Source organism: Citrobacter sp. Ca225 (assembly GCF_030337175.1).
GTDB classification, from domain to species: domain Bacteria; phylum Pseudomonadota; class Gammaproteobacteria; order Enterobacterales; family Enterobacteriaceae; genus Citrobacter_A; species Citrobacter_A amalonaticus.
Genome location: NZ_JAOWCD010000103.1, coordinates 313,781 through 334,012 on the forward strand (window position 1 = coordinate 313,781; position 20,232 = coordinate 334,012).

General features: G+C 54.2%; 21 protein-coding genes. 10 read left to right on the plus strand and 11 right to left on the minus strand.

Annotation, left to right across the window (positions count from 1 at the left end; translation table 11 throughout):
- The first annotated feature begins 2 nt into the window (after positions 1–2).
- Both OGW13_RS25330 and OGW13_RS25335 read left to right on the plus strand, forming a co-directional pair.
- Positions 3–221: a YheU family protein gene (locus OGW13_RS25330; RefSeq protein WP_042998391.1), complete on the plus strand. Its 219-nt coding sequence runs from the start codon at positions 3–5 to the stop codon at positions 219–221.
- A 54-nt stretch (positions 222–275) separates the two neighbouring features.
- A complete protein-coding gene (locus OGW13_RS25335; RefSeq protein WP_042998392.1) occupies positions 276–1,145 on the plus strand; it encodes a phosphoribulokinase in 870 nt (289 codons plus the stop codon).
- Between the two features lie 99 nt (positions 1,146–1,244).
- On the opposite strand, the gene OGW13_RS25340 is transcribed toward OGW13_RS25335, so the two are convergent.
- Positions 1,245–1,649: an OsmC family protein gene (locus OGW13_RS25340; RefSeq protein ID WP_042998393.1), complete on the minus strand. Its 405-nt coding sequence runs from the start codon at positions 1,647–1,649 to the stop codon at positions 1,245–1,247.
- A gap of 307 nt (positions 1,650–1,956) precedes the next feature.
- On the opposite strand from OGW13_RS25340, the gene crp reads away from it, so the two are divergent.
- Together crp and OGW13_RS25350 are read left to right on the plus strand one after the other, a co-directional pair.
- Positions 1,957–2,589, plus strand: a complete 633-nt coding sequence (gene crp / locus OGW13_RS25345) for a cAMP-activated global transcriptional regulator CRP (RefSeq protein WP_000242758.1) — start codon at positions 1,957–1,959, stop codon at positions 2,587–2,589.
- Positions 2,590–2,640: 51 nt separating this feature from the next.
- Entirely contained in the window at positions 2,641–4,728 is a 2,088-nt protein-coding gene (locus tag OGW13_RS25350; protein WP_044253459.1) for a YccS/YhfK family putative transporter, read from the plus strand.
- Positions 4,729–4,795: 67 nt separating this feature from the next.
- Here the strand turns inward: OGW13_RS25350 and argD are convergent, their stop codons facing one another.
- The 5 genes from argD to ppiA all read right to left on the minus strand — a co-directional run bounded on the left by argD (position 4,796) and on the right by ppiA (position 8,134).
- Complete coding sequence (argD, locus tag OGW13_RS25355) at positions 4,796–6,013, minus strand: bifunctional acetylornithine/succinyldiaminopimelate transaminase (RefSeq protein ID WP_044253462.1); 1,218 nt, start codon at positions 6,011–6,013, stop codon at positions 4,796–4,798.
- A gap of 85 nt (positions 6,014–6,098) precedes the next feature.
- Entirely contained in the window at positions 6,099–6,662 is a 564-nt protein-coding gene (gene pabA, locus OGW13_RS25360) for an aminodeoxychorismate synthase component 2 (RefSeq protein WP_109739780.1), read from the minus strand.
- A 31-nt stretch (positions 6,663–6,693) separates the two neighbouring features.
- Positions 6,694–7,296, minus strand: coding sequence for a putative adenosine monophosphate-protein transferase Fic (locus OGW13_RS25365; RefSeq protein ID WP_042998398.1), 603 nt, complete (start codon positions 7,294–7,296; stop codon positions 6,694–6,696).
- The gene (gene ficA, locus OGW13_RS25370) at positions 7,286–7,453 is read right to left on the minus strand and encodes a FicA/YhfG family antitoxin (RefSeq protein ID WP_287116620.1); all 168 of its coding nucleotides are present in this window, start codon (positions 7,451–7,453) and stop codon (positions 7,286–7,288) included. The genes OGW13_RS25365 and ficA overlap by 11 nt, the downstream gene beginning before the upstream one ends.
- Before the next feature lie 108 nt (positions 7,454–7,561).
- Positions 7,562–8,134 carry a peptidylprolyl isomerase A gene (gene ppiA, locus OGW13_RS25375; RefSeq protein WP_042998400.1) on the minus strand — a complete coding sequence of 191 codons (573 nt, stop codon included), beginning with the start codon at positions 8,132–8,134 and terminating at the stop codon, positions 7,562–7,564.
- Between the two features lie 265 nt (positions 8,135–8,399).
- Between ppiA and tsgA the strand changes: the two genes are divergently transcribed.
- The 6 genes from tsgA to OGW13_RS25405 all read left to right on the plus strand — a co-directional run bounded on the left by tsgA (position 8,400) and on the right by OGW13_RS25405 (position 15,515).
- On the plus strand, positions 8,400–9,581 hold the full coding sequence (gene tsgA, locus OGW13_RS25380; RefSeq protein WP_044253471.1) for an MFS transporter TsgA: 1,182 nt from the start codon (positions 8,400–8,402) through the stop codon (positions 9,579–9,581).
- A gap of 321 nt (positions 9,582–9,902) precedes the next feature.
- Positions 9,903–12,446, plus strand: coding sequence for an NADPH-nitrite reductase large subunit (gene nirB, locus OGW13_RS25385; RefSeq protein WP_042998402.1), 2,544 nt, complete (start codon positions 9,903–9,905; stop codon positions 12,444–12,446).
- On the plus strand, positions 12,443–12,769 hold the full coding sequence (gene nirD, locus OGW13_RS25390) for a nitrite reductase small subunit NirD (protein ID WP_042998403.1): 327 nt from the start codon (positions 12,443–12,445) through the stop codon (positions 12,767–12,769). Before nirB ends, nirD begins: the two co-directional genes overlap by 4 nt.
- A gap of 136 nt (positions 12,770–12,905) precedes the next feature.
- Complete coding sequence (nirC, locus tag OGW13_RS25395; RefSeq protein ID WP_042998404.1) at positions 12,906–13,715, plus strand: nitrite transporter NirC; 810 nt, start codon at positions 12,906–12,908, stop codon at positions 13,713–13,715.
- Positions 13,716–13,726: 11 nt separating this feature from the next.
- The gene (cysG, locus tag OGW13_RS25400) at positions 13,727–15,100 is read left to right on the plus strand and encodes a siroheme synthase CysG (RefSeq protein WP_042998405.1); all 1,374 of its coding nucleotides are present in this window, start codon (positions 13,727–13,729) and stop codon (positions 15,098–15,100) included.
- 247 nt (positions 15,101–15,347) lie between these two features.
- The gene (locus tag OGW13_RS25405; RefSeq protein WP_042998406.1) at positions 15,348–15,515 is read left to right on the plus strand and encodes a DUF4223 family protein; all 168 of its coding nucleotides are present in this window, start codon (positions 15,348–15,350) and stop codon (positions 15,513–15,515) included.
- 67 nt (positions 15,516–15,582) lie between these two features.
- Here OGW13_RS25405 and trpS read toward each other — a convergent pair whose 3' ends face one another.
- The 5 genes from trpS to damX all read right to left on the minus strand — a co-directional run bounded on the left by trpS (position 15,583) and on the right by damX (position 20,209).
- Complete coding sequence (gene trpS / locus OGW13_RS25410) at positions 15,583–16,587, minus strand: tryptophan--tRNA ligase (RefSeq protein WP_090050276.1); 1,005 nt, start codon at positions 16,585–16,587, stop codon at positions 15,583–15,585.
- The gene (gene gph, locus OGW13_RS25415) at positions 16,580–17,338 is read right to left on the minus strand and encodes a phosphoglycolate phosphatase (protein ID WP_042998408.1); all 759 of its coding nucleotides are present in this window, start codon (positions 17,336–17,338) and stop codon (positions 16,580–16,582) included. The genes trpS and gph overlap by 8 nt, the downstream gene beginning before the upstream one ends.
- Positions 17,331–18,008: a ribulose-phosphate 3-epimerase gene (gene rpe, locus OGW13_RS25420; RefSeq protein WP_044263794.1), complete on the minus strand. Its 678-nt coding sequence runs from the start codon at positions 18,006–18,008 to the stop codon at positions 17,331–17,333. Before rpe ends, gph begins: the two co-directional genes overlap by 8 nt.
- Positions 18,009–18,025: 17 nt before the next feature.
- Complete coding sequence (gene dam, locus OGW13_RS25425) at positions 18,026–18,862, minus strand: adenine-specific DNA-methyltransferase (protein ID WP_042998410.1); 837 nt, start codon at positions 18,860–18,862, stop codon at positions 18,026–18,028.
- A gap of 66 nt (positions 18,863–18,928) precedes the next feature.
- Positions 18,929–20,209, minus strand: a complete 1,281-nt coding sequence (damX, locus tag OGW13_RS25430; protein WP_287116621.1) for a cell division protein DamX — start codon at positions 20,207–20,209, stop codon at positions 18,929–18,931.
- Between the last annotated feature and the right edge of the window lie 23 nt (positions 20,210–20,232).

The window sequence follows — 20,232 nt, forward strand, 5'->3', positions numbered from 1 at the left end:
TCATGCAAATCCCCTGGCAGGACCTTTCCCCCGAGACGCTGGACAATCTGATCGAAAGCTTTGTGTTGCGCGAAGGTACCGATTATGGTGAACATGAACGTACCCTTGAACAAAAAGTCGCCGACGTCAAACGCCAGTTACAGTGTGGCGAAGCGGTGCTGGTGTGGTCTGAGTTGCACGAAACCGTCAATATCATGCCGCGCAAGCAATTTCGCGAATAACCCGCACGCTATCGGCCGACTATAATAAAAAATCAATTTATTGATGGAGTTAACATGTCTGCCAAACATCCGGTGATTGCGGTAACAGGATCCAGCGGCGCGGGGACCACCACCACAAGCCTCGCGTTCCGTAAAATTTTTGCGCAGCTCAACCTGCGCGCAGCCGAGGTGGAAGGCGACAGTTTTCACCGCTATACCCGTCCGGAAATGGATATGGCGATCCGCAAAGCACGCGACGCCGGACGCCACATCAGCTATTTTGGCCCCGACGCCAATGACTTCGGTCTACTGGAGCAGACGTTCATTGAGTACGGTCAGACGGGCAAAGGCCAGTCGCGTAAATATCTGCATACCTATGATGAAGCCGTGCCATGGAATCAGGTACCGGGGACGTTTACCCCGTGGCAACCCCTGCCAGAACCCACCGACGTATTGTTCTATGAAGGCCTGCACGGCGGCGTCGTCACGCCCCAGCATGAGGTCGCAAGACATGTTGATCTCCTGGTCGGCGTGGTCCCCATCGTTAACCTGGAGTGGATCCAGAAGCTTATCCGCGACACCAGCGAACGAGGCCATTCTCGTGAGGCGGTGATGGATTCGGTAGTGCGTTCGATGGACGACTATATCAACTACATCACGCCGCAGTTCTCCCGTACCCATATTAACTTCCAGCGCGTTCCCACCGTGGACACCTCGAACCCATTCGCGGCCAAAGGCATTCCATCACTGGATGAGAGCTTTGTCGTGATTCATTTCCGTAATCTGGAAGGAATCGATTTCCCCTGGTTGCTGGCGATGCTGCAGGGGTCATTCATTTCCCACATCAATACATTGGTGGTACCCGGCGGCAAAATGGGGCTGGCAATGGAACTCATCATGTTGCCGCTGGTGCAGCGACTGATGGAAGGCAAGAAGATCGAATAAACGATGGGAAGTGCGCGATGGCGCTACGCTTATCGGGCCTACAAATCAGGGATCTGTAGGCCGGACCAGGCGCTAGCCGCCATCCGGCGACAGGAAAAATTACGCCGCAATCACTTCATACGAATGGGTAATGTTGACCGCTTTTCCCAGCATCAGCGCCACAGAGCAGTACTTCTCCGCTGACAGGTCGACCGCACGCGAAACGGCGGCATCTTTCAGATCGTTACCGGTGACAATAAAGTGCAGATTGATGTGGGTGAACAGGCGTGGCGCCTCTTCGCGACGTTCTGACGTCAGTTTCACTTCGCAGTTCGTCACATCCTGACGGCCTTTTTGCAGGATAGAAACCACGTCAATGGCGCTGCAACCGCCCGCTGCCATCAACACCATTTCCATCGGGCTCGGCGCTTTATCACCAGAGTTACCGTCCATCAAAATCTGGTGTCCGGAAGCCGACTCACCCAGGAAGGTTAACCCCTCAACCCATTTAACACGCGCTTGCATATTTTTTAACTCCAGTGCGTCAATTTTCCTGACAGATTACGCGTACATAACAATTCTCGCAACGGAAGGCGACCTCCGTCATGCTGAAGCGAGACACCAGGAGACACACGGCTAAAGCTATGCTAAAACAGTCAGGATGCTACAGTAATACATTGATGTACTGCATGTATGCAGAGGACTTCACATTAAAGGCTGCAGTGAGTTTTTGACAGCCTCTTCCCAGGACGCGGGAAGCACATTTTTGCAACCCCAGAGACAGCGGCATTTTTTGGCTCTGGAGACAGCTTATAACAGAGGATAATCGCGCATGGTGCTTGGCAAACCGCAAACAGACCCGACACTTGAATGGTTCTTGTCTCATTGCCACATTCATAAGTACCCGTCCAAGAGCACGCTGATTCACCAGGGTGAAAAAGCAGAAACGTTGTACTACATCGTTAAGGGCTCAGTGGCAGTGTTGATTAAGGATGAGGAAGGCAAAGAAATGATCCTTTCTTATCTGAATCAGGGTGATTTTATTGGCGAACTGGGCCTGTTTGAAGAAGGCCAGGAACGTAGCGCATGGGTTCGGGCGAAAACAGCGTGTGAAGTGGCTGAAATTTCTTACAAGAAATTCCGTCAGTTGATCCAGGTGAACCCGGATATTCTGATGCGCCTCTCTTCCCAAATGGCTCGCCGTCTGCAAGTCACTTCAGAGAAAGTCGGTAACCTGGCCTTCCTCGACGTGACCGGTCGTATCGCCCAGACTCTGCTGAATCTGGCGAAACAACCTGATGCGATGACTCACCCGGACGGCATGCAGATCAAAATCACTCGCCAGGAGATTGGCCAGATCGTTGGCTGCTCTCGCGAAACCGTTGGTCGTATTCTGAAGATGCTGGAAGATCAGAACCTGATCTCCGCTCACGGTAAAACGATCGTCGTTTACGGCACTCGTTAATCTCATCGGAAATGACGCGCTACCCGCTAGCGCGTCATTTTTGTTTTGCCAATGTGGCGCAGACTGATTTATCACCCAGAAATCAATTATGCACTACGTCAAACGCTGGTGCTCTGTTTGCCCGTGGCCGTCGGACTGATCATCGGGCAGTTACATCTGGGCCTGCTCTTCTCTCTCGTTCCCGCCTGCTGCAACATTGCCGGGCTTGATACTCCGCACAAACGCTTTTTCAAACGTCTGATCATCGGTGCGTCGCTGTTTGCCGGCTGTAGCCTGATCATGCAGCTGCTGCTGGCACAGGCGGTGCCGTTACCCCTGATCCTGACCGGCCTGACGCTCACGCTCGGCGTCACCGCTGAATTGAGCTCCCTTCACGCGCGTTTGCTTCCGGCCTCGCTGATCGCGGCGATTTTCACACTGAGCCTCGCGGGAAATATGCCGGTCTGGGAACCGCTGCTGATCTACGCGCTGGGCACGCTGTGGTATGGCTTGTTTAACTGGTTCTGGTTCTGGCTCTGGCGCGAACAGCCGCTGCGCGAGTCGCTGAGCCTGCTGTACCGGGAACTGGCGGATTACTGCGAAGCGAAATACAGCATGCTGACCCAGCATACCGACCCGGAAAAAGCCCTGCCGCCGCTGCTGGTGCGCCAGCAGAAAGCCGTCGACCTCATCACCCAGTGCTATCAGCAGATGCACATGCTGTCGGCGCATCACAATAATGACTATAAGCGGATGCTGCGCGCCTTTCAGGAAGCGCTGGATCTGCAGGAACATATCTCCGTCAGTTTGCATCAACCGGAAGAGGTGCAAAAGCTGGTCGAGCGCAGTCACGCGGAGCAGGTGATACGCTGGACGGCGCAAACGGTCGCCGCTCGCCTGCGCGTACTGGCGGATGACATTCTGTATCACCGGCTGCCGACGCGGTTCACCATGCAAAAGCAGATTGGCGCGCTGGAAAAAATTGCTCATCAGCATCCGGATAACCCCGTCGGGCAGTTCTGTTACTGGCACTTCAGCCGTATCGCCCGCGTACTGCGCACCCAGCGACCATTGTACGCCCGCGATCTGATGGCCGATAAGCAGCGTCGGCTACCGCTGCTGCCGGCGTTGAAAAACTACCTCTCGCTGAAATCTCCGGCGCTCCGCAGCGCCGGGCGGATCAGCGTCATGCTCAGCATCGCCAGTCTGATGGGAACCGCGCTGCATCTGCCGAAGCCTTACTGGATCCTGATGACGGTGCTGTTTGTGACACAAAACGGTTACGGCGCCACCCGCGTGCGTATTCTGCACCGTTCGGCGGGAACGCTGGTGGGGCTGATTATCGCAGGCGTAACACTGCACTTTCATATTCCTGAAGGATATACGCTGGCGCTGATGCTGGTGATCACCCTGGTCAGCTATCTGACCATCCGCAAAAACTACGGCTGGGCGACCGTGGGATTTACCGTCACGGCGGTGTACACCCTGCAACTCCTGACGCTGGACGGCGAACAGTTCATCATTCCGCGATTTGTCGACACGGTGATAGGCTGCCTGATTGCGTTTGGCGGCACCGTTTGGTTATGGCCACAATGGCAGAGCGGACTGTTGCGTAAAAACGCCCATGATGCGCTGGAGGCCGATCAGGAAGCTATTCGTCTGATTCTGAGTGACGATCCGCAGGCCACACCGCTGGCTTATCAGCGTATGCGCGTCAATCAGGCGCACAACACGCTGTTTAACTCGCTGAATCAGGCGATGCAGGAGCCAGGCTTTAACACGCACTACCTGGCGGACATGAAGCTGTGGGTGACGCACAGTCAGTTTATCGTCGAACATATCAATGCCATGACCACGCTGGCGCGTGAGCATACGATGCTGACGCCGGAACTGGCGCAGCGATATCTGCAATCGTGCGAAATTGCCATCCAACGCTGTCAGCAGCGGCTGGAATACGACGGGCCGGGCAGTTCGGGGGATGTGAATATTCTGGAAGCGCCCGAAGCGCTCACCCACGGCCCCTTAAGCACGCTGGAACAGCATCTGCAACGCGTGCTGGGGCACCTGAACACGATGCATACTATCTCGTCTGTCGCATGGCGTCAGCGGCCGCACCATGGGATCTGGCTCAGCCGCCGGTTACGGGATATGCGGGGTTAACACGGATTGCCGGATACGCGCGTTATCAGCACCAGGCCTGATAAACGCCGCGCCGTCAGGCACACCGTTAACCGATAACCTTCGCCACAGCCTGTGCAAAACGCTGCATCCCTTCGTCGATATCCGCCTCTTCCACCACCAGCGATGGGGCAAAGCGCATCACATCAGGACCGGCATTCAACACCATCACACCCGCGTCGGCTGCCGCATAGAGGAAATCACGCGCACGCCCTTTGTATTGTGATTTCAGCTCGGCCCCAATCAACAGCCCCATACCGCGAATATCGCTGAACACGTGGTACTGCTCATCAATCTGCTGCAGATGTTGAACGAATCTCTGGCGTTTTGCACTCACGCCTCCCAGAACCTCTGGCGTGTTGATGATGTCGAACGCGGCTTCCGCCACCGCGCAGGCCAGCGGGTTACCGCCGTAGGTCGAACCATGAGAGCCGACATGAAACGCCGAGGCGATTTCCTGCGTCGTCAATACCGCGCTCACCGGGAAGCCGCCGCCCAGCGCTTTCGCGCTGGTGAGGATATCCGGCGTCACGCCATAGTGCATATAGGCAAACAGATCGCCGGTACGCCCCATTCCGCTTTGTACTTCATCAAACACCAGCAATGCCTGGTGCTCGTCGCAGAGCTCGCGCAGCCCTTGCAGGAACTCCGGCGTCGCGGCCAGAACGCCACCTTCTCCCTGTACCGGCTCAACCACCACCGCGCAGGTATGGTCATCCATCACCGCTTTCACCGCATGGAGATCGTTAAACGGTACATGGATGATATCCGCCGGTTTCGGCCCAAAGCCATCGGAATACTTCGGCTGACCGCCCACCGTGACGGTAAACAACGAGCGACCGTGGAACGCGTTATGAAAGGCAATGATTTTGGTTTTGAACGGGCTATGGCGCACGCAGGCGTAATGACGCGCCAACTTGAACGCCGTTTCGTTGGCTTCTGTTCCCGAGTTCATAAACAGCACGCGCTCGGCAAAGGTGGCATCGATTATTTTCCGTCCCAGACGCAGCGCGGGTTCGTTGGTGAAGACGTTACTGGTATGCCAGAGCGTTTCGCCCTGCGCTTTTAACGCATCGACCAGTACAGGATGGCAATGCCCCAGCGCGGTCACCGCAATTCCGCCCGCGAAATCAACATAGTCTTTGCCCTGCTGATCCCAGATCCGGCTGCCTTTGCCTTTTACCGGAATAAATTCCGCCGGTGCATAAATCGGCAGAATGACTTCATCGAAAGTTGCCCGGGTTACTGCCGTTTGTTCAGTTGCCATCTCATGCCCATCCAGTTATGCAAAAATGAATGTGAAAATATAATCACAAAATATGCATAAAAAATCACAGGATAGCAATCACAAATCACCGATTGAGGAAATTTTCCAGCAATTGATGTCCCTGCTCGCTGAGAATACTCTCCGGGTGGAACTGCACCCCTTCCAGATCCCACATCGTATGGCGAATCCCCATAATTTCCTGTGTTTCGCTCCAGGCGGTCACCTCAAAGCAGTCTGGCAGTGTGGTGGGGTCGATGATGAGCGAGTGATAGCGGGTGACGGTAAGCGGGTTAGTTACCCCCTGAAACACGCCCTGTCCCGTATGGTGGATGGGCGACGTTTTTCCGTGCATCACTTTTTCGGCGCGTACGATCGTTGCGCCAAAAGCCTGCGCCATCGCCTGATGCCCCAGGCAGACACCCAGTATCGGCAAACGTCCGGCATAGTGGCGAATCACCTCCAGCGAAATTCCGGCATCATCCGGGGTGCAGGGACCGGGCGAAATGACGATTTTTTGCGGCTGTAGCGCATCGATCTGCGACAGCGTCAATTCATCATTGCGCTTAACCTGCACGTCAGCGCCCAGCTCACAAAAATACTGGTAGAGGTTCCAGGTGAAAGAATCGTAGTTATCGATAAGCAGGATCATGGCGGCTCCGGTCGAGGAAAACCGCGCTATTCTACTCAGTTTCCTCGGCTTCGCTTACCCCTTTACGAAATATCGCCTGCAATGCGCTAAGGTCGCCCATCGCCCCTTCCTGATTCGCCCGACGCCACTCCGCCACCGGCACATCTGCCCAGTGAAGAAGATACCCCGCATGAATAGCCAGCTGTTCGAAGAAAATCCGCTGCGCCATGCCGCTGCCAAGACGAAACGGATGTAGCACGTTGATCTCACAGTAATAATGTGCAAGGCGACTGACGAACTTCTCTTTTGGCAGCCCCATCAGGTAGCCCTCTTCTTCCAGATCCTGCATCAGGGCATTTCCCTCTTTTTCGATGTACGCGAAATGGCAGAAACGGGTATCACCCTGATAGATATCCACTTCACGCAGATGACCCGCCCAGTCAAAGACGTCCTGGTAAAGCTGCCGATGAATCGCGCACAGATGAGGCAAGCCGCGCTTCGCCGGGCCCAGTTCGATAGTCGCCGCTCGTAGTGCAGTCAGTTCATAAGCGGCCTGTTCCAGACGTGCAACCTGGTGGATCCCCAGACGGTTACGCATCACATTCAGTCCGGGGTAAAGATACGGATCGCGGTCGTCGCCGATTTTATCGCTCATAGTGCCTCCGGAGTTCTTCCAGACGCGCCAGCGCCTCTGCGGGATTAAGCGTGACTAACGGACTTTCGACGCCCTCAAGACGGCGGCTGGCCTGGTAATTCACGTTGCGCTGCTGTTCCCAGAGCCGGGATTTTTGCCTGTCGGTGAGTTTTTTCACTTTACGCCTCCCTGATTGATCCGTGTTTGCCACAAGTATAAGCAGCAAAACGCGGTTACGCAGGGAAGATAAAGCAACGCGGGCCTGCAATGCCCGCGCGGGAAAGGATTACGGCAGAACTTTGGCGGAGAGGATAACCACTGGTTTTGACGGCACATTCTGGTAAGGGCCGACATCATGGGTCGGCACCTGGGAAATCTTATCGGCCACCTCCATCCCTTTCACAACTTTACCAAATACGGCATAGCCGAAATCACGCTGGCCGTGATCGAGGAAGGCATTATCGGCCACGTTGATAAAGAACTGGCTGGTCGCGCTGTCTTTATCAGCAGTACGCGCCATCGCGATGGTGCCGCGCGTGTTACGCAAGCCATTATCGGCTTCGTTTTTAATCGGGGGATTAGGTTTCTTCTGCTGCATCTGCTCGGTGAAGCCACCGCCCTGGACCATAAAGCCGGGAATTACACGGTGAAACGTGGTGTTGTTATAGAAACCATTGTTCACATAATCGACAAAGTTTTGCACTGAAACAGGCGCTTTCTGGCTATTCAGTTCCAGTTCAATATTACCTGCAGAGGTCGTCAGCAAAACGTGCGGATCCCCTTTTGCTGCCAGCGCTGCGGGAGAGAGAGCAGAAAGGGCGAAAACAGCTGCAACAGCCGCCAGGGTCGATTTGAGCATGAGATTTCCTTTAGGAGAGCGGTAACAAAAGCCAGTGGTTTGATTCTAAAGAGCCTTCAGGGACAAGGCCATCCCTTTACCTAATTTTACGTACCTGAAACATATGTAACTTCATCAAAGCATTAATTATTGTGACTTACATCACCTTTAAAAATGTAACAGATCCTGTAATTTCCGATAAAAGTTTAAATGCATCACTAAAAAGCCTAAAATCCGCCCGTTCCCGGCGCCGTCAATGCGCTTTACTTCCATTTACAGGCCAGTCATGACTAACAGCAATCGTATCAAGCTCACATGGATTAGCTTTCTCTCCTACGCCCTCACCGGTGCGTTGGTTATTGTCACCGGGATGGTGATGGGAAACATCGCAGAGTATTTCCAGCTGCCAGTTTCCAGTATGAGTAACACTTTCACCTTCCTGAACGCCGGTATCTTGATCTCAATTTTCCTTAATGCCTGGCTGATGGAAATTGTTCCGCTGAAAACGCAACTGCGCTTTGGCTTTATCCTGATGGTACTGGCCGTTGCCGGTCTGATGTTCAGCCACAGTCTGGCTTTATTCTCTGCCGCAATGTTTGTGCTGGGACTGGTCAGCGGGATCACCATGTCCATTGGTACGTTCCTGATTACGCAGATGTATGAAGGCCGTCAGCGCGGCTCCCGTCTGTTGTTTACCGACTCCTTCTTCAGCATGGCTGGGATGGTTTTCCCGATGGTCGCCGCGTTCCTGTTGGCGCGCAGCATCGAATGGTACTGGGTGTACGCCTGCATCGGTCTGGTCTATGTCGCTATTTTTCTTCTGACCTTTGGTTGTGAATTCCCGCCGCTGGGCAAACACGCGCCGCAAAGCGATACACCCATCGTGAAAGAGAAATGGGGCATTGGCGTCCTGTTTCTGTCTGTCGCTGCGCTGTGTTACATCCTCGGTCAGTTGGGCTTTATCTCCTGGGTACCCGAGTACGCGAAAGGGTTGGGGATGAGCCTGAACGATGCCGGTACGCTGGTCAGCAACTTCTGGATGTCATACATGTTTGGGATGTGGGCATTCAGCTTCATTCTGCGTTTCTTTGATTTGCAGCGCATTCTGACTGTACTGGCGGCACTGGCCACCGTGCTGATGTACTTGTTCATCACCGGGACGCCTGAACATATGCCGTGGTTTATTCTGGCTCTCGGCTTTTTCTCCAGCGCCATCTATACCACTATCATCACCCTGGGTTCGCAGCAAACCCGCGTAGCCTCGCCAAAACTGGTTAACTTCGTCCTGACCTGCGGCACCATCGGCACCATGCTGACGTTTGTCGTCACCGGTCCTATCGTGGCGCACAGCGGTCCTCAGGCGGCCTTGCTCACCGCGAATGGCCTGTACGCTATCGTCTTCGTGATGTGCTTTATCCTCGGTTTTGTGACCCGTCATCGTCAGCATGAGGCCCCGACAGCACAGTAACGTGATTTGCCGGATGGCGATCCTCTTTATAGGCCGGATAAAACGCTACCGCCATTCGGCCTTTTCTCGTTTCTCTTCCCTTCCTCGAAGGATGTAAGGCAGCCAATCTTTAGTGGTAGCCCTCTTCTGCTAAAAACCCCCTCATTTTGTACGTTATTTGTACAATCGCGAAAAGTCTGATATTTCCACAACTTAAGAAAATGCTGTCAAATCAGCAATATACTCCTTAAGAGGTATATAAAGGTGAATTTGATTTGCATCAATAAGTGGGGGTGCTGAATCGTTAAGGTAGGCAGTAATAGAAAAGAAATCGAGGCAAAAATGAGCAAAGTCAGACTCGCTATTATCGGTAATGGTATGGTCGGCCATCGCTTTATTGAGGACCTTCTTGATAAATCCGACGCTGCCAATTTTGATATTACTGTTTTCTGCGAAGAACCCCGCAAGGCATACGACCGTGTGCACCTGTCATCCTACTTCTCACACCACACCGCCGAAGAACTGTCTCTGGTTCGCGAAGGATTTTACGAGAAGCACGGCGTTAACGTGCTGGTCGGCGAACGTGCGATTACCATCAACCGCCAGGAAAAAGTGATTCACTCCAGTGCGGGCCGTACGGTTTACTACGACAAGCTGATTATGGCGACCGGTTCTTATCCGTGGATCCCGCCGATTAAAGGTTCCGAAACCCAGGACTGCTTCGTTTATCGTACCATTGAAGACCTCAACGCGATTGAATCCTGTGCTCGTCGCAGCAAGCGTGGTGCGGTCGTCGGCGGCGGTCTGTTAGGTCTGGAAGCGGCAGGCGCGCTGAAAAACCTCGGCGTGGAAACTCACGTAATTGAATTCGCCCCGATGCTGATGGCTGAGCAGCTTGACCCTATGGGCGGCGAACAGTTGCGTCGCAAGATTGAAAGCATGGGCGTGCGCGTGCACACCAGCAAAAACACCCAGGAGATCGTCCAGCAAGGCACTGAAGCCCGTAAAACGATGCGTTTTGCCGACGGTAGCGAGCTGGAAGTGGACTTCATCGTCTTCTCGACCGGTATTCGCCCACGCGACAAACTGGCGACCCAGTGTGGTCTGGAGGTTGCGCCACGCGGCGGGATCGTGATCAACGATGCCTGCCAGACGTCCGACCCGGATATCTACGCCATCGGTGAATGTGCCAGTTGGAACAACCGGGTATACGGTCTGGTCGCGCCGGGCTACAAAATGGCGCAGGTCGCCGTTGACCATATTCTCAATAACGAAAACGCCTTCGAAGGCGCAGATTTAAGCGCCAAGCTGAAACTGCTGGGCGTTGACGTCGGCGGTATTGGCGACGCACATGGCCGCACGCCGGGTGCCCGTAGTTACGTTTACCTCGACGAAAGCAAAGAAGTCTACAAACGCCTTATCGTAAGCCAGGATAACAAAACCCTGCTCGGCGCTGTGCTGGTGGGAGATACCAGCGATTACGGCAACCTGCTGCAACTGGTACTGAATGCCATCGAACTGCCGGAAAACCCGGACTCGCTGATCCTGCCGGCCCATGCCGGCAGTGGTAAACCGTCTATTGGCGTGGATAAACTGCCGGACAGCGCGCAGATTTGCTCCTGTTTCGACGTCACCAAGGGGATGCTGGTCGCCGCCATCAACAAAGGCTGCCACACCGTTGCCGCGCTGAAAGCCGAAACCAAAGCCGGTACCGGCTGCGGCGGCTGTATCCCACTGGTTACCCAGGTGCTGAACGCCGAACTGGCGAAACAGGGTATCGAAGTGAACAACAACCTGTGCGAGCACTTTGCTTACTCGCGCCAGGAACTGTTCCACCTGATTCGAGTGGAAGGCATCAAAACCTTCGAGGAGCTGCTGGCAAAACACGGTAAAGGTTATGGCTGCGAAGTGTGTAAACCGACCGTGGGCTCTTTGCTGGCTTCCTGCTGGAATGAGTACATTCTGAAACCGCAGCACACCCCGCTGCAGGATACTAACGACAACTTCCTGGCGAACATCCAGAAAGACGGGACCTACTCTGTGATCCCACGCTCTGCCGGCGGTGAAATCACGCCGGAAGGTCTGGTTGCCGTAGGTCGTATCGCCCGTGAATTTAATCTGTACACCAAAATCACCGGTTCTCAGCGTATCGGCCTGTTCGGCGCGCAAAAAGACGACCTGCCGGAAATCTGGCGCCAACTGATTGAAGCTGGCTTCGAAACCGGCCATGCCTACGCCAAAGCGCTGCGCATGGCGAAAACCTGTGTGGGCAGCACCTGGTGCCGTTATGGCGTGGGTGACAGCGTGGGCTTCGGCGTTGAGCTGGAAAACCGCTACAAAGGCATTCGCACCCCGCACAAGATGAAGTTCGGCGTTTCCGGCTGTACCCGTGAATGTGCCGAAGCCCAGGGCAAAGACGTCGGTATCATCGCTACCGAGAAAGGCTGGAACCTGTACGTCTGCGGTAATGGCGGGATGAAACCGCGTCATGCGGATCTGCTGGCAGCGGATATCGATCGTGAAACGCTGCTCAAATATCTCGACCGTTTCATGATGTTCTACATCCGTACGGCGGACAAACTGACCCGTACCGCCCCGTGGTTAGACAACCTGGAAGGCGGCATTGAGTATCTGCGTTCCGTCATCATCGACGACAAACTGGGTCTGAACGAACATCTGGAAGAAGAGATGGCCCGTCTGCGCGAAGCCGTAGTCTGCGAGTGGACGGAAACCGTCAACACGCCATCTGCCCAGACGCGTTTCAGACACTTTATCAACAGCGATAAACGCGATCCGAACGTCCAGGTAGTGCCTGAACGTGAACAGCATCGTCCGGCCACGCCGTATGAACGCATCCCGGTCACTCTGGTGGAGGAAAACGCATGAGCCAGTGGACAAACATCTGCCACATTGATGACATCCTGCCCGCAACCGGCGTCTGCGCGTTGTTAGGTGAGGAACAGGTCGCTATTTTTCGTCCGTATCACAACGACCAGGTGTTTGCGATCAGCAACATCGACCCGTTCTTTGAATCCAGCGTGCTGTCTCGCGGATTGATTGCGGAACATCAGGGCGAATTGTGGGTCGCCAGCCCGTTGAAAAAACAGCGCTTTCGCCTGAGCGACGGCCTGTGCATGGAGGATGAACGTCATTCCGTGGCGCACTACGACGCGCGGGTGAAAGATGGCATTGTGCAGTTGCGCAGTTAATGAATTTTAGGGAGGCGCAACGCCTCCCTTTTTAACGTATTGGCAGTCCCGTTTTTTCGTAGGTCTGATGGCGGCATAAAGGCCTATCCGGCCTACGGTTACGTTTTTATTTTATTTTTTATGGGTAATCACAGTCATGTTCACAGATACAATTAACAAATGTGCGGCTAACGCTGCGCGCATCGCACGCCTGTCGGCGAATAACCCGCTCGGCTTCTGGGTCAGTTCTGCGATGGCAGGGGCTTACGTTGGCCTCGGTATCATCCTGATTTTCACTCTCGGTAACTTACTCGATCCGTCCGTGCGTCCGCTGGTGATGGGCGCGACCTTTGGGATTGCCTTAACGCTGGTCATTATTGCTGGTTCCGAACTGTTTACCGGTCACACGATGTTCCTGACGCTTGGCGTCAAAGCGGGCACCATCAGCCAGGGGCAGATGTGGGCGATTTTGCCGCAGACCTGGTTGGGTAACCTGGTGGGTTCCGTGTTCGTCGCGCTACTGTACAGCTGGGGTGGCGGTAGCCTGCTACCGGTCGATACCAGCATCGTACACTCGGTCGCGCTGGCGAAAACCACGGCACCGGCAACGGTACTGTTCTTCAAAGGCGCGCTGTGTAACTGGTTGGTTTGTCTGGCAATCTGGATGGCGATCCGTACTGAAGGCGCTGCGAAATTTATCGCTATCTGGTGGTGTCTGCTGGCGTTTATCGCGTCCGGCTATGAACACTCAGTTGCCAACATGACGCTGTTCGCCCTCTCCTGGTTCGGACACCACAGCGAAGCCTATACCCTGGCGGGGATTGGTCATAACCTGCTGTGGGTAACACTCGGCAATACTTTGTCCGGTGTCGTGTTCATGGGGTTAGGTTATTGGTATGCTACGCCAAAATCGGAGCGACCTGCTCCGGCAAAAATCAACCAAACTGAGGCTACAGCCAATAATTAAGGGGTAATGTCGTGGATCATTTGCCTATATTTTGTCAACTACGAGACCGCGACTGTCTGATTGTCGGCGGTGGTGATGTCGCAGAACGCAAAGCACGGTTACTGCTGGAAGCAGGCGCTCGTTTAACGGTTAATGCGCTGGCGTTTATTCCGCAGTTCACCGTATGGGCAAATGAAAACATGTTGACGCTGGTGGAAGGACCGTTTGATGAAGCCCTTCTCGACCCGTGCTGGCTGGCGATTGCCGCGACCGATGATGATGCGGTGAATCAGCGCGTGAGCGATGCTGCAGAATCCCGCCGCATCTTCTGTAACGTCGTGGATGCGCCGAAAGCCGCCAGTTTCATCATGCCATCGATTATCGACCGTTCACCGCTAATGGTGGCGGTCTCTTCCGGCGGCACCTCACCGGTGCTGGCCCGTCTGCTGCGTGAAAAACTGGAATCCGTTTTACCTCAACATTTGGGTCAGGTTGCACATTATGCCGGGCAACTTCGTTCCCGGGTGAAAAAACAGTTTGCCACGATGGGTGAACGTCGCCGCTTCTGGGAAAAGCTGTTTGTTAACGACAGGCTGGCACAGTCGCTGGCGAATGCCGACCATAAAGCGGTAGAAGAAACCACCGAGCAGATGCTCAGCGAGCCGTTGGATCATCGCGGTGAAGTGGTGCTGGTGGGTGCAGGCCCTGGCGATGCCGGACTTCTGACGCTAAAAGGGTTGCAGCAGATCCAGCAGGCCGATGTGGTGGTCTATGACCGTCTGGTGTCTGACGACATCATGAACCTGGTGCGTCGCGACGCCGACCGTGTGTTTGTCGGTAAACGCGCGGGTTATCACTGCGTGCCGCAGGAGGAAATTAACCAAATCCTGCTGCGTGAAGCGCAACAGGGCAAACGTGTCGTCCGTCTGAAAGGCGGTGACCCGTTTATCTTTGGTCGTGGTGGAGAGGAGCTGGAAACACTGTGCCATGCCGGTATTCCGTTTTCCGTGGTGCCGGGAATAACCGCGGCATCCGGCTGTTCCGCCTACTCCGGCATTCCGCTGACACACCGTGACTACGCCCAGAGCGTACGTCTGGTTACCGGGCACCTGAAGACCGGCGGCGAACTGGACTGGGAAAACCTGGCGGCAGAAAAACAGACGTTGGTGTTTTACATGGGGCTAAATCAGGCGGCCACTATCCAGCAAAAACTGATCGAATTTGGCATGCAGGCCGATATGCCGGTCGCACTGGTTGAAAACGGCACCTCGGTGAAACAGCGGGTAGTCAAAGGTGAACTGAATAATCTCGGCGAACTGGCAACACAGGTTGCAAGCCCGGCGCTAATCATTGTGGGGCGCGTGGTGGGATTACGTGAAAAACTAAACTGGTTCTCTAATCACTAAGCCTTAATTGTCGGTAAGGTCAGCATCGTCTGGCCTTATTTTTTTGGCCCTAAAATACAAGTTCCAGATCCGGACATTATATTAACTCATTAATTTTAAAATGATTACCCCTTCCACCCCTCCCGCATGCCTATTCCCTTACTGACGCGAAAAATAGATTACGTTATCGTCGACCCCGGTTAGCGAATGAAGATTCACTAATTCAATTGATGGTTAAAAAATTATATTTTTTACATAGGGAATGTAAATGAACACATTTATCAAAATGGCACTCTTAGGTGCGGCACTGGCAACCCTGACAGCTTGTACAGGTCACATCGAAAACCGTAATAAGACCTGCTCTTATGACTATCTTCTGCACCCTGCCATTTCTATTTCTAAGATGATTGGCGGCTGCGGCCCGACCGCAGAATAATCTCGCTGATCATTGCGCCGATACAAAAAAACCGGGAATCTCCCGGTTTTTTCATTTCGCGTACCCGTTACGGCCTGGCAACAAAACCAATCGCTTCATAAACCGCTTTCAGCGTAGCTGATGCACGCGCGCCCGCTTTTTCCGCGCCGTCTTTCATCACCTGTTGCAGGAAGGCTTCGTCGTTACGGTAACGATAATAACGCTCCTGCAACTCAGTCAGCATGCCGGATACCGCATCGGCGACTTCGCCTTTCAAGTGACCATACATCTTGCCTTCAAACTGTTTTTCCAGTTCGGGAATACTCTGTCCGGTCACGGCGGAGAGAATATCCAGCAGGTTAGAGACGCCCGCCTTGTTCTGCACATCGTAGCGCACCACCGGCGGCTCTTCGGAATCCGTTACCGCGCGTTTAATCTTCTTGACCACGGATTTCGGATCTTCCAGCAGGCCAATCACGTTGTTGCGGTTGTCGTCCGACTTGGACATCTTTTTCGTCGGCTCCAACAGAGACATCACGCGGGCGCCTGATTTAGGAATAAACGGCTCAGGAATTTTGAAGATGTCGCCATACAGCGCGTTGAAACGCTGAGCGATATCGCGGCTCAGTTCCAGGTGCTGTTTCTGGTCTTCGCCCACCGGCACCAGGTTGGTCTGATACAGCAGGATATCTGCTGCCATCAGTACCGGGTAGTCAAACAGACCAGCGTTGATGTTCTCAGCGTAGCGCGCTGACTTATCTTTGAACTGGGTCATACGGCTCAGTTCGCCAAAGTAGGTGTAGCAGTTCAGCGCCCAGCTCAGTTGCGCATGTTCAGGCACATGAGACTGAACGAAAATGGTGCTTTTCTCAGGATCGATACCACACGCGAGGTAGAGCGCCAGCGTATCCAGCGTCGCTTTACGCAGTTGCTGGGCATCCTGACGAACGGTGATAGCATGCTGGTCAACGATACAATAGATGCAATGGTAATCATCCTGCATGTTCACCCACTGACGCAGTGCACCCATGTAGTTACCAATGGTCAATTCACCTGAGGGCTGTGCGCCACTAAAAACGATGGGCTTAGTCATTTTTCGATTCCTGATTTTCGCTATGCGGAAGCCCGAGAGCGGGCAGTAGTTCATTAATGCGGTCATACATGACGTCTGGCTGGCTCAGCGCGATGGGTTCACCATAGTTGTAACCATAGGTGAGGCCAACGGACGGGCAGCCAGCGGCTTTTGCCGCCTGAATATCATTACGCGAATCCCCCACGAAGAGCAATTGCTCTGGCGCAATGCCGAGCTTACTTGCCACCAGCAGCAGCGGATCCGGATGTGGTTTTTTGTTCTGGACGTCGTCACCGCCAATAACGACGCTGAAATATTTACTGATATCCAGCGCGTCGAGCAATGGCGCAACAAACGGCGTCGGCTTGTTGGTCACCAGACCGAGCGGCAGTCCTTTGGCGTGCAGTGCGCCCAGCGTGTCGGCGACATCAGGGAACAGAAACGTCCCTTCTTCTGCGACATCTCCGTAGTAGCGGTCAAATAGCTTACGCAGAATACGGACCTGCTCCTCGGCGGGAATATCTTCATCGACCGGCGGCTTGCCCATCGTCTTACGAAGTGTGGCGCGCTCCTGACGAGACCAGGTTAACGCCCGCTCCATCAATACATCAGCACCATTACCAATCCAGGTAATGACGCGCTCTTCACCGGCAACCGGCAGCTCCAGCGCATACAGCGCCATGTCCACTGCGGCGCTCAATCCCGGCGCGCTGTCCACCAGCGTTCCGTCGAGGTCAAAGGCAACGCCCCGAATATCCTGCAATTTATCCATGACTTACCTTCGCCAGTTCGCTGCGCATGTCATCAATGACTTTTTTGTAGTCTGGCTGATCGAAGACGGCGGAACCGGCGACAAACATATCGGCTCCCGCGGCGGCGATTTCAGCTATGTTGCTCGCCTTCACGCCGCCATCCACTTCGAGGCGAATGTCATAACCCGACTCGTCAATGCGACGACGGACTTCGCGCAGTTTGTCCAGCGTTTGCGGAATGAAAGATTGACCGCCAAAGCCTGGGTTAACGGACATCAACAGGATCACATCCAGCTTGTCCATTACATAGTCCAGATAGCTTAATGGTGTCGCCGGATTGAAGACCAACCCGGCTTTACAGCCGTGCTCTTTAATCAGTTGCAGCGATCGGTCAACGTGTTCGGAGGCTTCCGGATGAAAGGTAATGATGCTGGCGCCCGCGGCTGCGAAATCCGGGATGATTCGATCGACAGGTTTCACCATCAGATGCACATCGATGGGAGCCGTAATGCCATATTTACGCAGGGATTTCAGTACCATCGGACCCATGGTCAGATTCGGTACATAGTGGTTGTCCATGACGTCAAAATGCACGACGTCACCACCGGCAGCCAGAGCTTTCGCGGTGTCCTCACCCAGGCGAGCAAAATCAGCCGACAGGATTGAGGGGGCAATCAAATACTGTTTCATCCGCTTCTCCTTGAGAATTATTTATTCGCGGGTGAAACGACTCCTGGTTTGTACAGAGCCAGCAGTTCGTCCACCTTTTTACGTGTGCCGCCGTTGCTGCTTATACTGCGTCGCACTTTGACCTGAAAATGTTCCGCCGCTTTATACCATTCGCGGGTATCCGGCGTGTCATGGTTCGAAATTAACACCGGGATCTGCTTACTGACCAGCTTTTCGGCCATTTTAGCCAGATGGGCCTGCTCTTTCGGGCTGAAGCTATTGGTATGATACGCGGTGAAATTCGCCGTTGCTGACAGCGGGGCGTAGGGCGGATCGCAATAGACAACCGAGTTCGCATCCGCTTGCTCCATGCACTCATCATATGAGAGGCAGTGGAATTCCGCATTCTGCGCTTTTTCCGCAAAGTGATACAACTCAGCTTCCGGGAAGTAAGGCTTTTTGTAACGTCCAAACGGCACGTTAAACTCACCGCGCAGATTATACCGGCACAGGCCGTTGTAACCATATCGGTTCAGATACAGGAACAGAACCGCACGACGGAAAGGATCCTGGCTGGCGTTGAACTCTTCACGGAACTGATAGTAGAGCTCAGCCTGATTGGTTTCCGGGTTAAACAGTTCACGGGAAGCCTTCACGTACTCGTCGGTACGGGTCTTCACGATCTTATAGAGACTGATGAGGTCGCTATTGATATCGGCAAGAATATAACGAGAAAAGTCGGTGTTAAGAAACACCGACCCTGCACCCACAAAGGGTTCGACCAGGCATTCGCCCTGCGGTAAATGCCGTTTGATGTCGTCAAGCAGGGGATATTTACCCCCTGCCCACTTCAGAAAAGCGCGATTTTTTTTCATGCTGACTAACTAATTACACCTTCTCCGGCTGTGGAGAAAGCTCCGACAGCATCCTGCGCTTTAACATTATTTCAGATCGGCCTGTACCTGATGCAACGGTTTGGCCCACGGATTTTTTGCCTGCACATCGGCTGGCAGCGTGGAAACCGCGCGTTTCGCATCTTCTTTCGAGGCATACACGCCAGACACCAGAACATACCACGGTTGGCCGTTACGCGTCGTCTGATACACCACATAGTTTTTCAGATTCTCTTTCTTCGCCCAACCATTCAGGTTGTCGTAGTTTGAAGAGCTGCTGAGCTGCAGGGTGTAATGACTGGACGGTGCGGACTTCAGCGATCCGACGTTACCGGCGCTTTTAGCGCCAGATGCGCTACCTGCCGTTGCCGCTGGCGCGGTCTGAGCAGGTGCTGGCGTTTGCGCGGGCGCTGCTGTCTGTGCCGGTGCGGTGCTGACCGTCGCTTTTGGCGTCGTCGTGGCCGTAGGCGCTGCGGGTTCAGTCCGTTTAGGCTGAGCCGCCGGTTTCGGTGCTGCGGACGTCGTTTTCGCGGTGGTCTGCGGTTTCTTCGGCTCGATCACAGCCTGTTTACGTTCAGGTCGCTGGGCGCTGGCGGCGGGTGCCGTCGCCGTCTGGCTTGACGCAGTACCATTACGCACGGGCGCAACGGTCGCCGGTTCTGTTGGCAGCGTAGAGTTTACCGCCACATTATTTAGCTGTTCCTGACCCTGCGGTTGCGTCAGTGCATTATTCAGATCGCCCTGCACTTCTACACGCTGTTGACCTTCTGTGGTCACAGGCGTTTGACCCTGCGTTGGCGTGGAGGAGATTGGTGGCAAAGAAACATCCTGCTGAGTGTTACCCGCAGTCTGTTCAGCGGAAGTGCTTCCCGGAGCGGGTTGGGCGCCGTTTGCCTGGTCAGCGGCATTGCCGGTGAGATCGATATTCTTCTCGCCAGACGCCGTTTGTTCACTTGAAGACGGGGTGGAAGGCGCTTTCAGCGCGGAGCCAATACCGATGATCAGCAGCAGCAGGACCAGCACGCCCACGCCCATCATCATGTACTGACGAGAAGCGGGTTTACCGGCGGCTTTTTTACGCTTACGCGGACGACGCTCGACGCGTTCTTCATCCACGAACTCTTCATCATCGGATTCGTAATCCTCTTCCCTCTCTTGCTCATCAAGGCGTTCTTTACGCCCGCGTGCAGGACGGCGATCGTCAGCGTCCAGATCAAAATCATCAAAGTTGATCTGCGGTTCTCCGCGTTCTGAAGATTGACGAGAACGACCAGTACGACGATCGCTGGGATCGGGTTTCAGCTCGTCTTCTGGTTTGAATTCATCCATTTAACACCCCACTCAAAGGCTAA

Excerpts from the sequence above, each read along its gene's own strand:
- OGW13_RS25330 (WP_042998391.1), top strand. The coding sequence starts at position 3 with ATGCAAATCCCCTGGCAGGACCTTTCCCCCGAGACGCTGGACAATCTG.
- OGW13_RS25335 (WP_042998392.1), top strand. The coding sequence starts at position 276 with ATGTCTGCCAAACATCCGGTGATTGCGGTAACAGGATCCAGCGGCGCG.
- OGW13_RS25340 (WP_042998393.1), bottom strand. The coding sequence starts at position 1,649 with ATGCAAGCGCGTGTTAAATGGGTTGAGGGGTTAACCTTCCTGGGTGAG.
- crp (WP_000242758.1), top strand. The coding sequence starts at position 1,957 with ATGGTGCTTGGCAAACCGCAAACAGACCCGACACTTGAATGGTTCTTG.
- OGW13_RS25350 (WP_044253459.1), top strand. The coding sequence starts at position 2,641 with ATGTGGCGCAGACTGATTTATCACCCAGAAATCAATTATGCACTACGT.
- argD (WP_044253462.1), bottom strand. The coding sequence starts at position 6,013 with ATGGCAACTGAACAAACGGCAGTAACCCGGGCAACTTTCGATGAAGTC.
- pabA (WP_109739780.1), bottom strand. The coding sequence starts at position 6,662 with ATGATCCTGCTTATCGATAACTACGATTCTTTCACCTGGAACCTCTAC.
- OGW13_RS25365 (WP_042998398.1), bottom strand. The coding sequence starts at position 7,296 with ATGAGCGATAAAATCGGCGACGACCGCGATCCGTATCTTTACCCCGGA.
- ppiA (WP_042998400.1), bottom strand. The coding sequence starts at position 8,134 with ATGCTCAAATCGACCCTGGCGGCTGTTGCAGCTGTTTTCGCCCTTTCT.
- tsgA (WP_044253471.1), top strand. The coding sequence starts at position 8,400 with ATGACTAACAGCAATCGTATCAAGCTCACATGGATTAGCTTTCTCTCC.
- nirB (WP_042998402.1), top strand. The coding sequence starts at position 9,903 with ATGAGCAAAGTCAGACTCGCTATTATCGGTAATGGTATGGTCGGCCAT.
- nirD (WP_042998403.1), top strand. The coding sequence starts at position 12,443 with ATGAGCCAGTGGACAAACATCTGCCACATTGATGACATCCTGCCCGCA.
- nirC (WP_042998404.1), top strand. The coding sequence starts at position 12,906 with ATGTTCACAGATACAATTAACAAATGTGCGGCTAACGCTGCGCGCATC.
- OGW13_RS25405 (WP_042998406.1), top strand. The coding sequence starts at position 15,348 with ATGAACACATTTATCAAAATGGCACTCTTAGGTGCGGCACTGGCAACC.
- trpS (WP_090050276.1), bottom strand. The coding sequence starts at position 16,587 with ATGACTAAGCCCATCGTTTTTAGTGGCGCACAGCCCTCAGGTGAATTG.
- gph (WP_042998408.1), bottom strand. The coding sequence starts at position 17,338 with ATGGATAAATTGCAGGATATTCGGGGCGTTGCCTTTGACCTCGACGGA.
- rpe (WP_044263794.1), bottom strand. The coding sequence starts at position 18,008 with ATGAAACAGTATTTGATTGCCCCCTCAATCCTGTCGGCTGATTTTGCT.
- dam (WP_042998410.1), bottom strand. The coding sequence starts at position 18,862 with ATGAAAAAAAATCGCGCTTTTCTGAAGTGGGCAGGGGGTAAATATCCC.
- damX (WP_287116621.1), bottom strand. The coding sequence starts at position 20,209 with ATGGATGAATTCAAACCAGAAGACGAGCTGAAACCCGATCCCAGCGAT.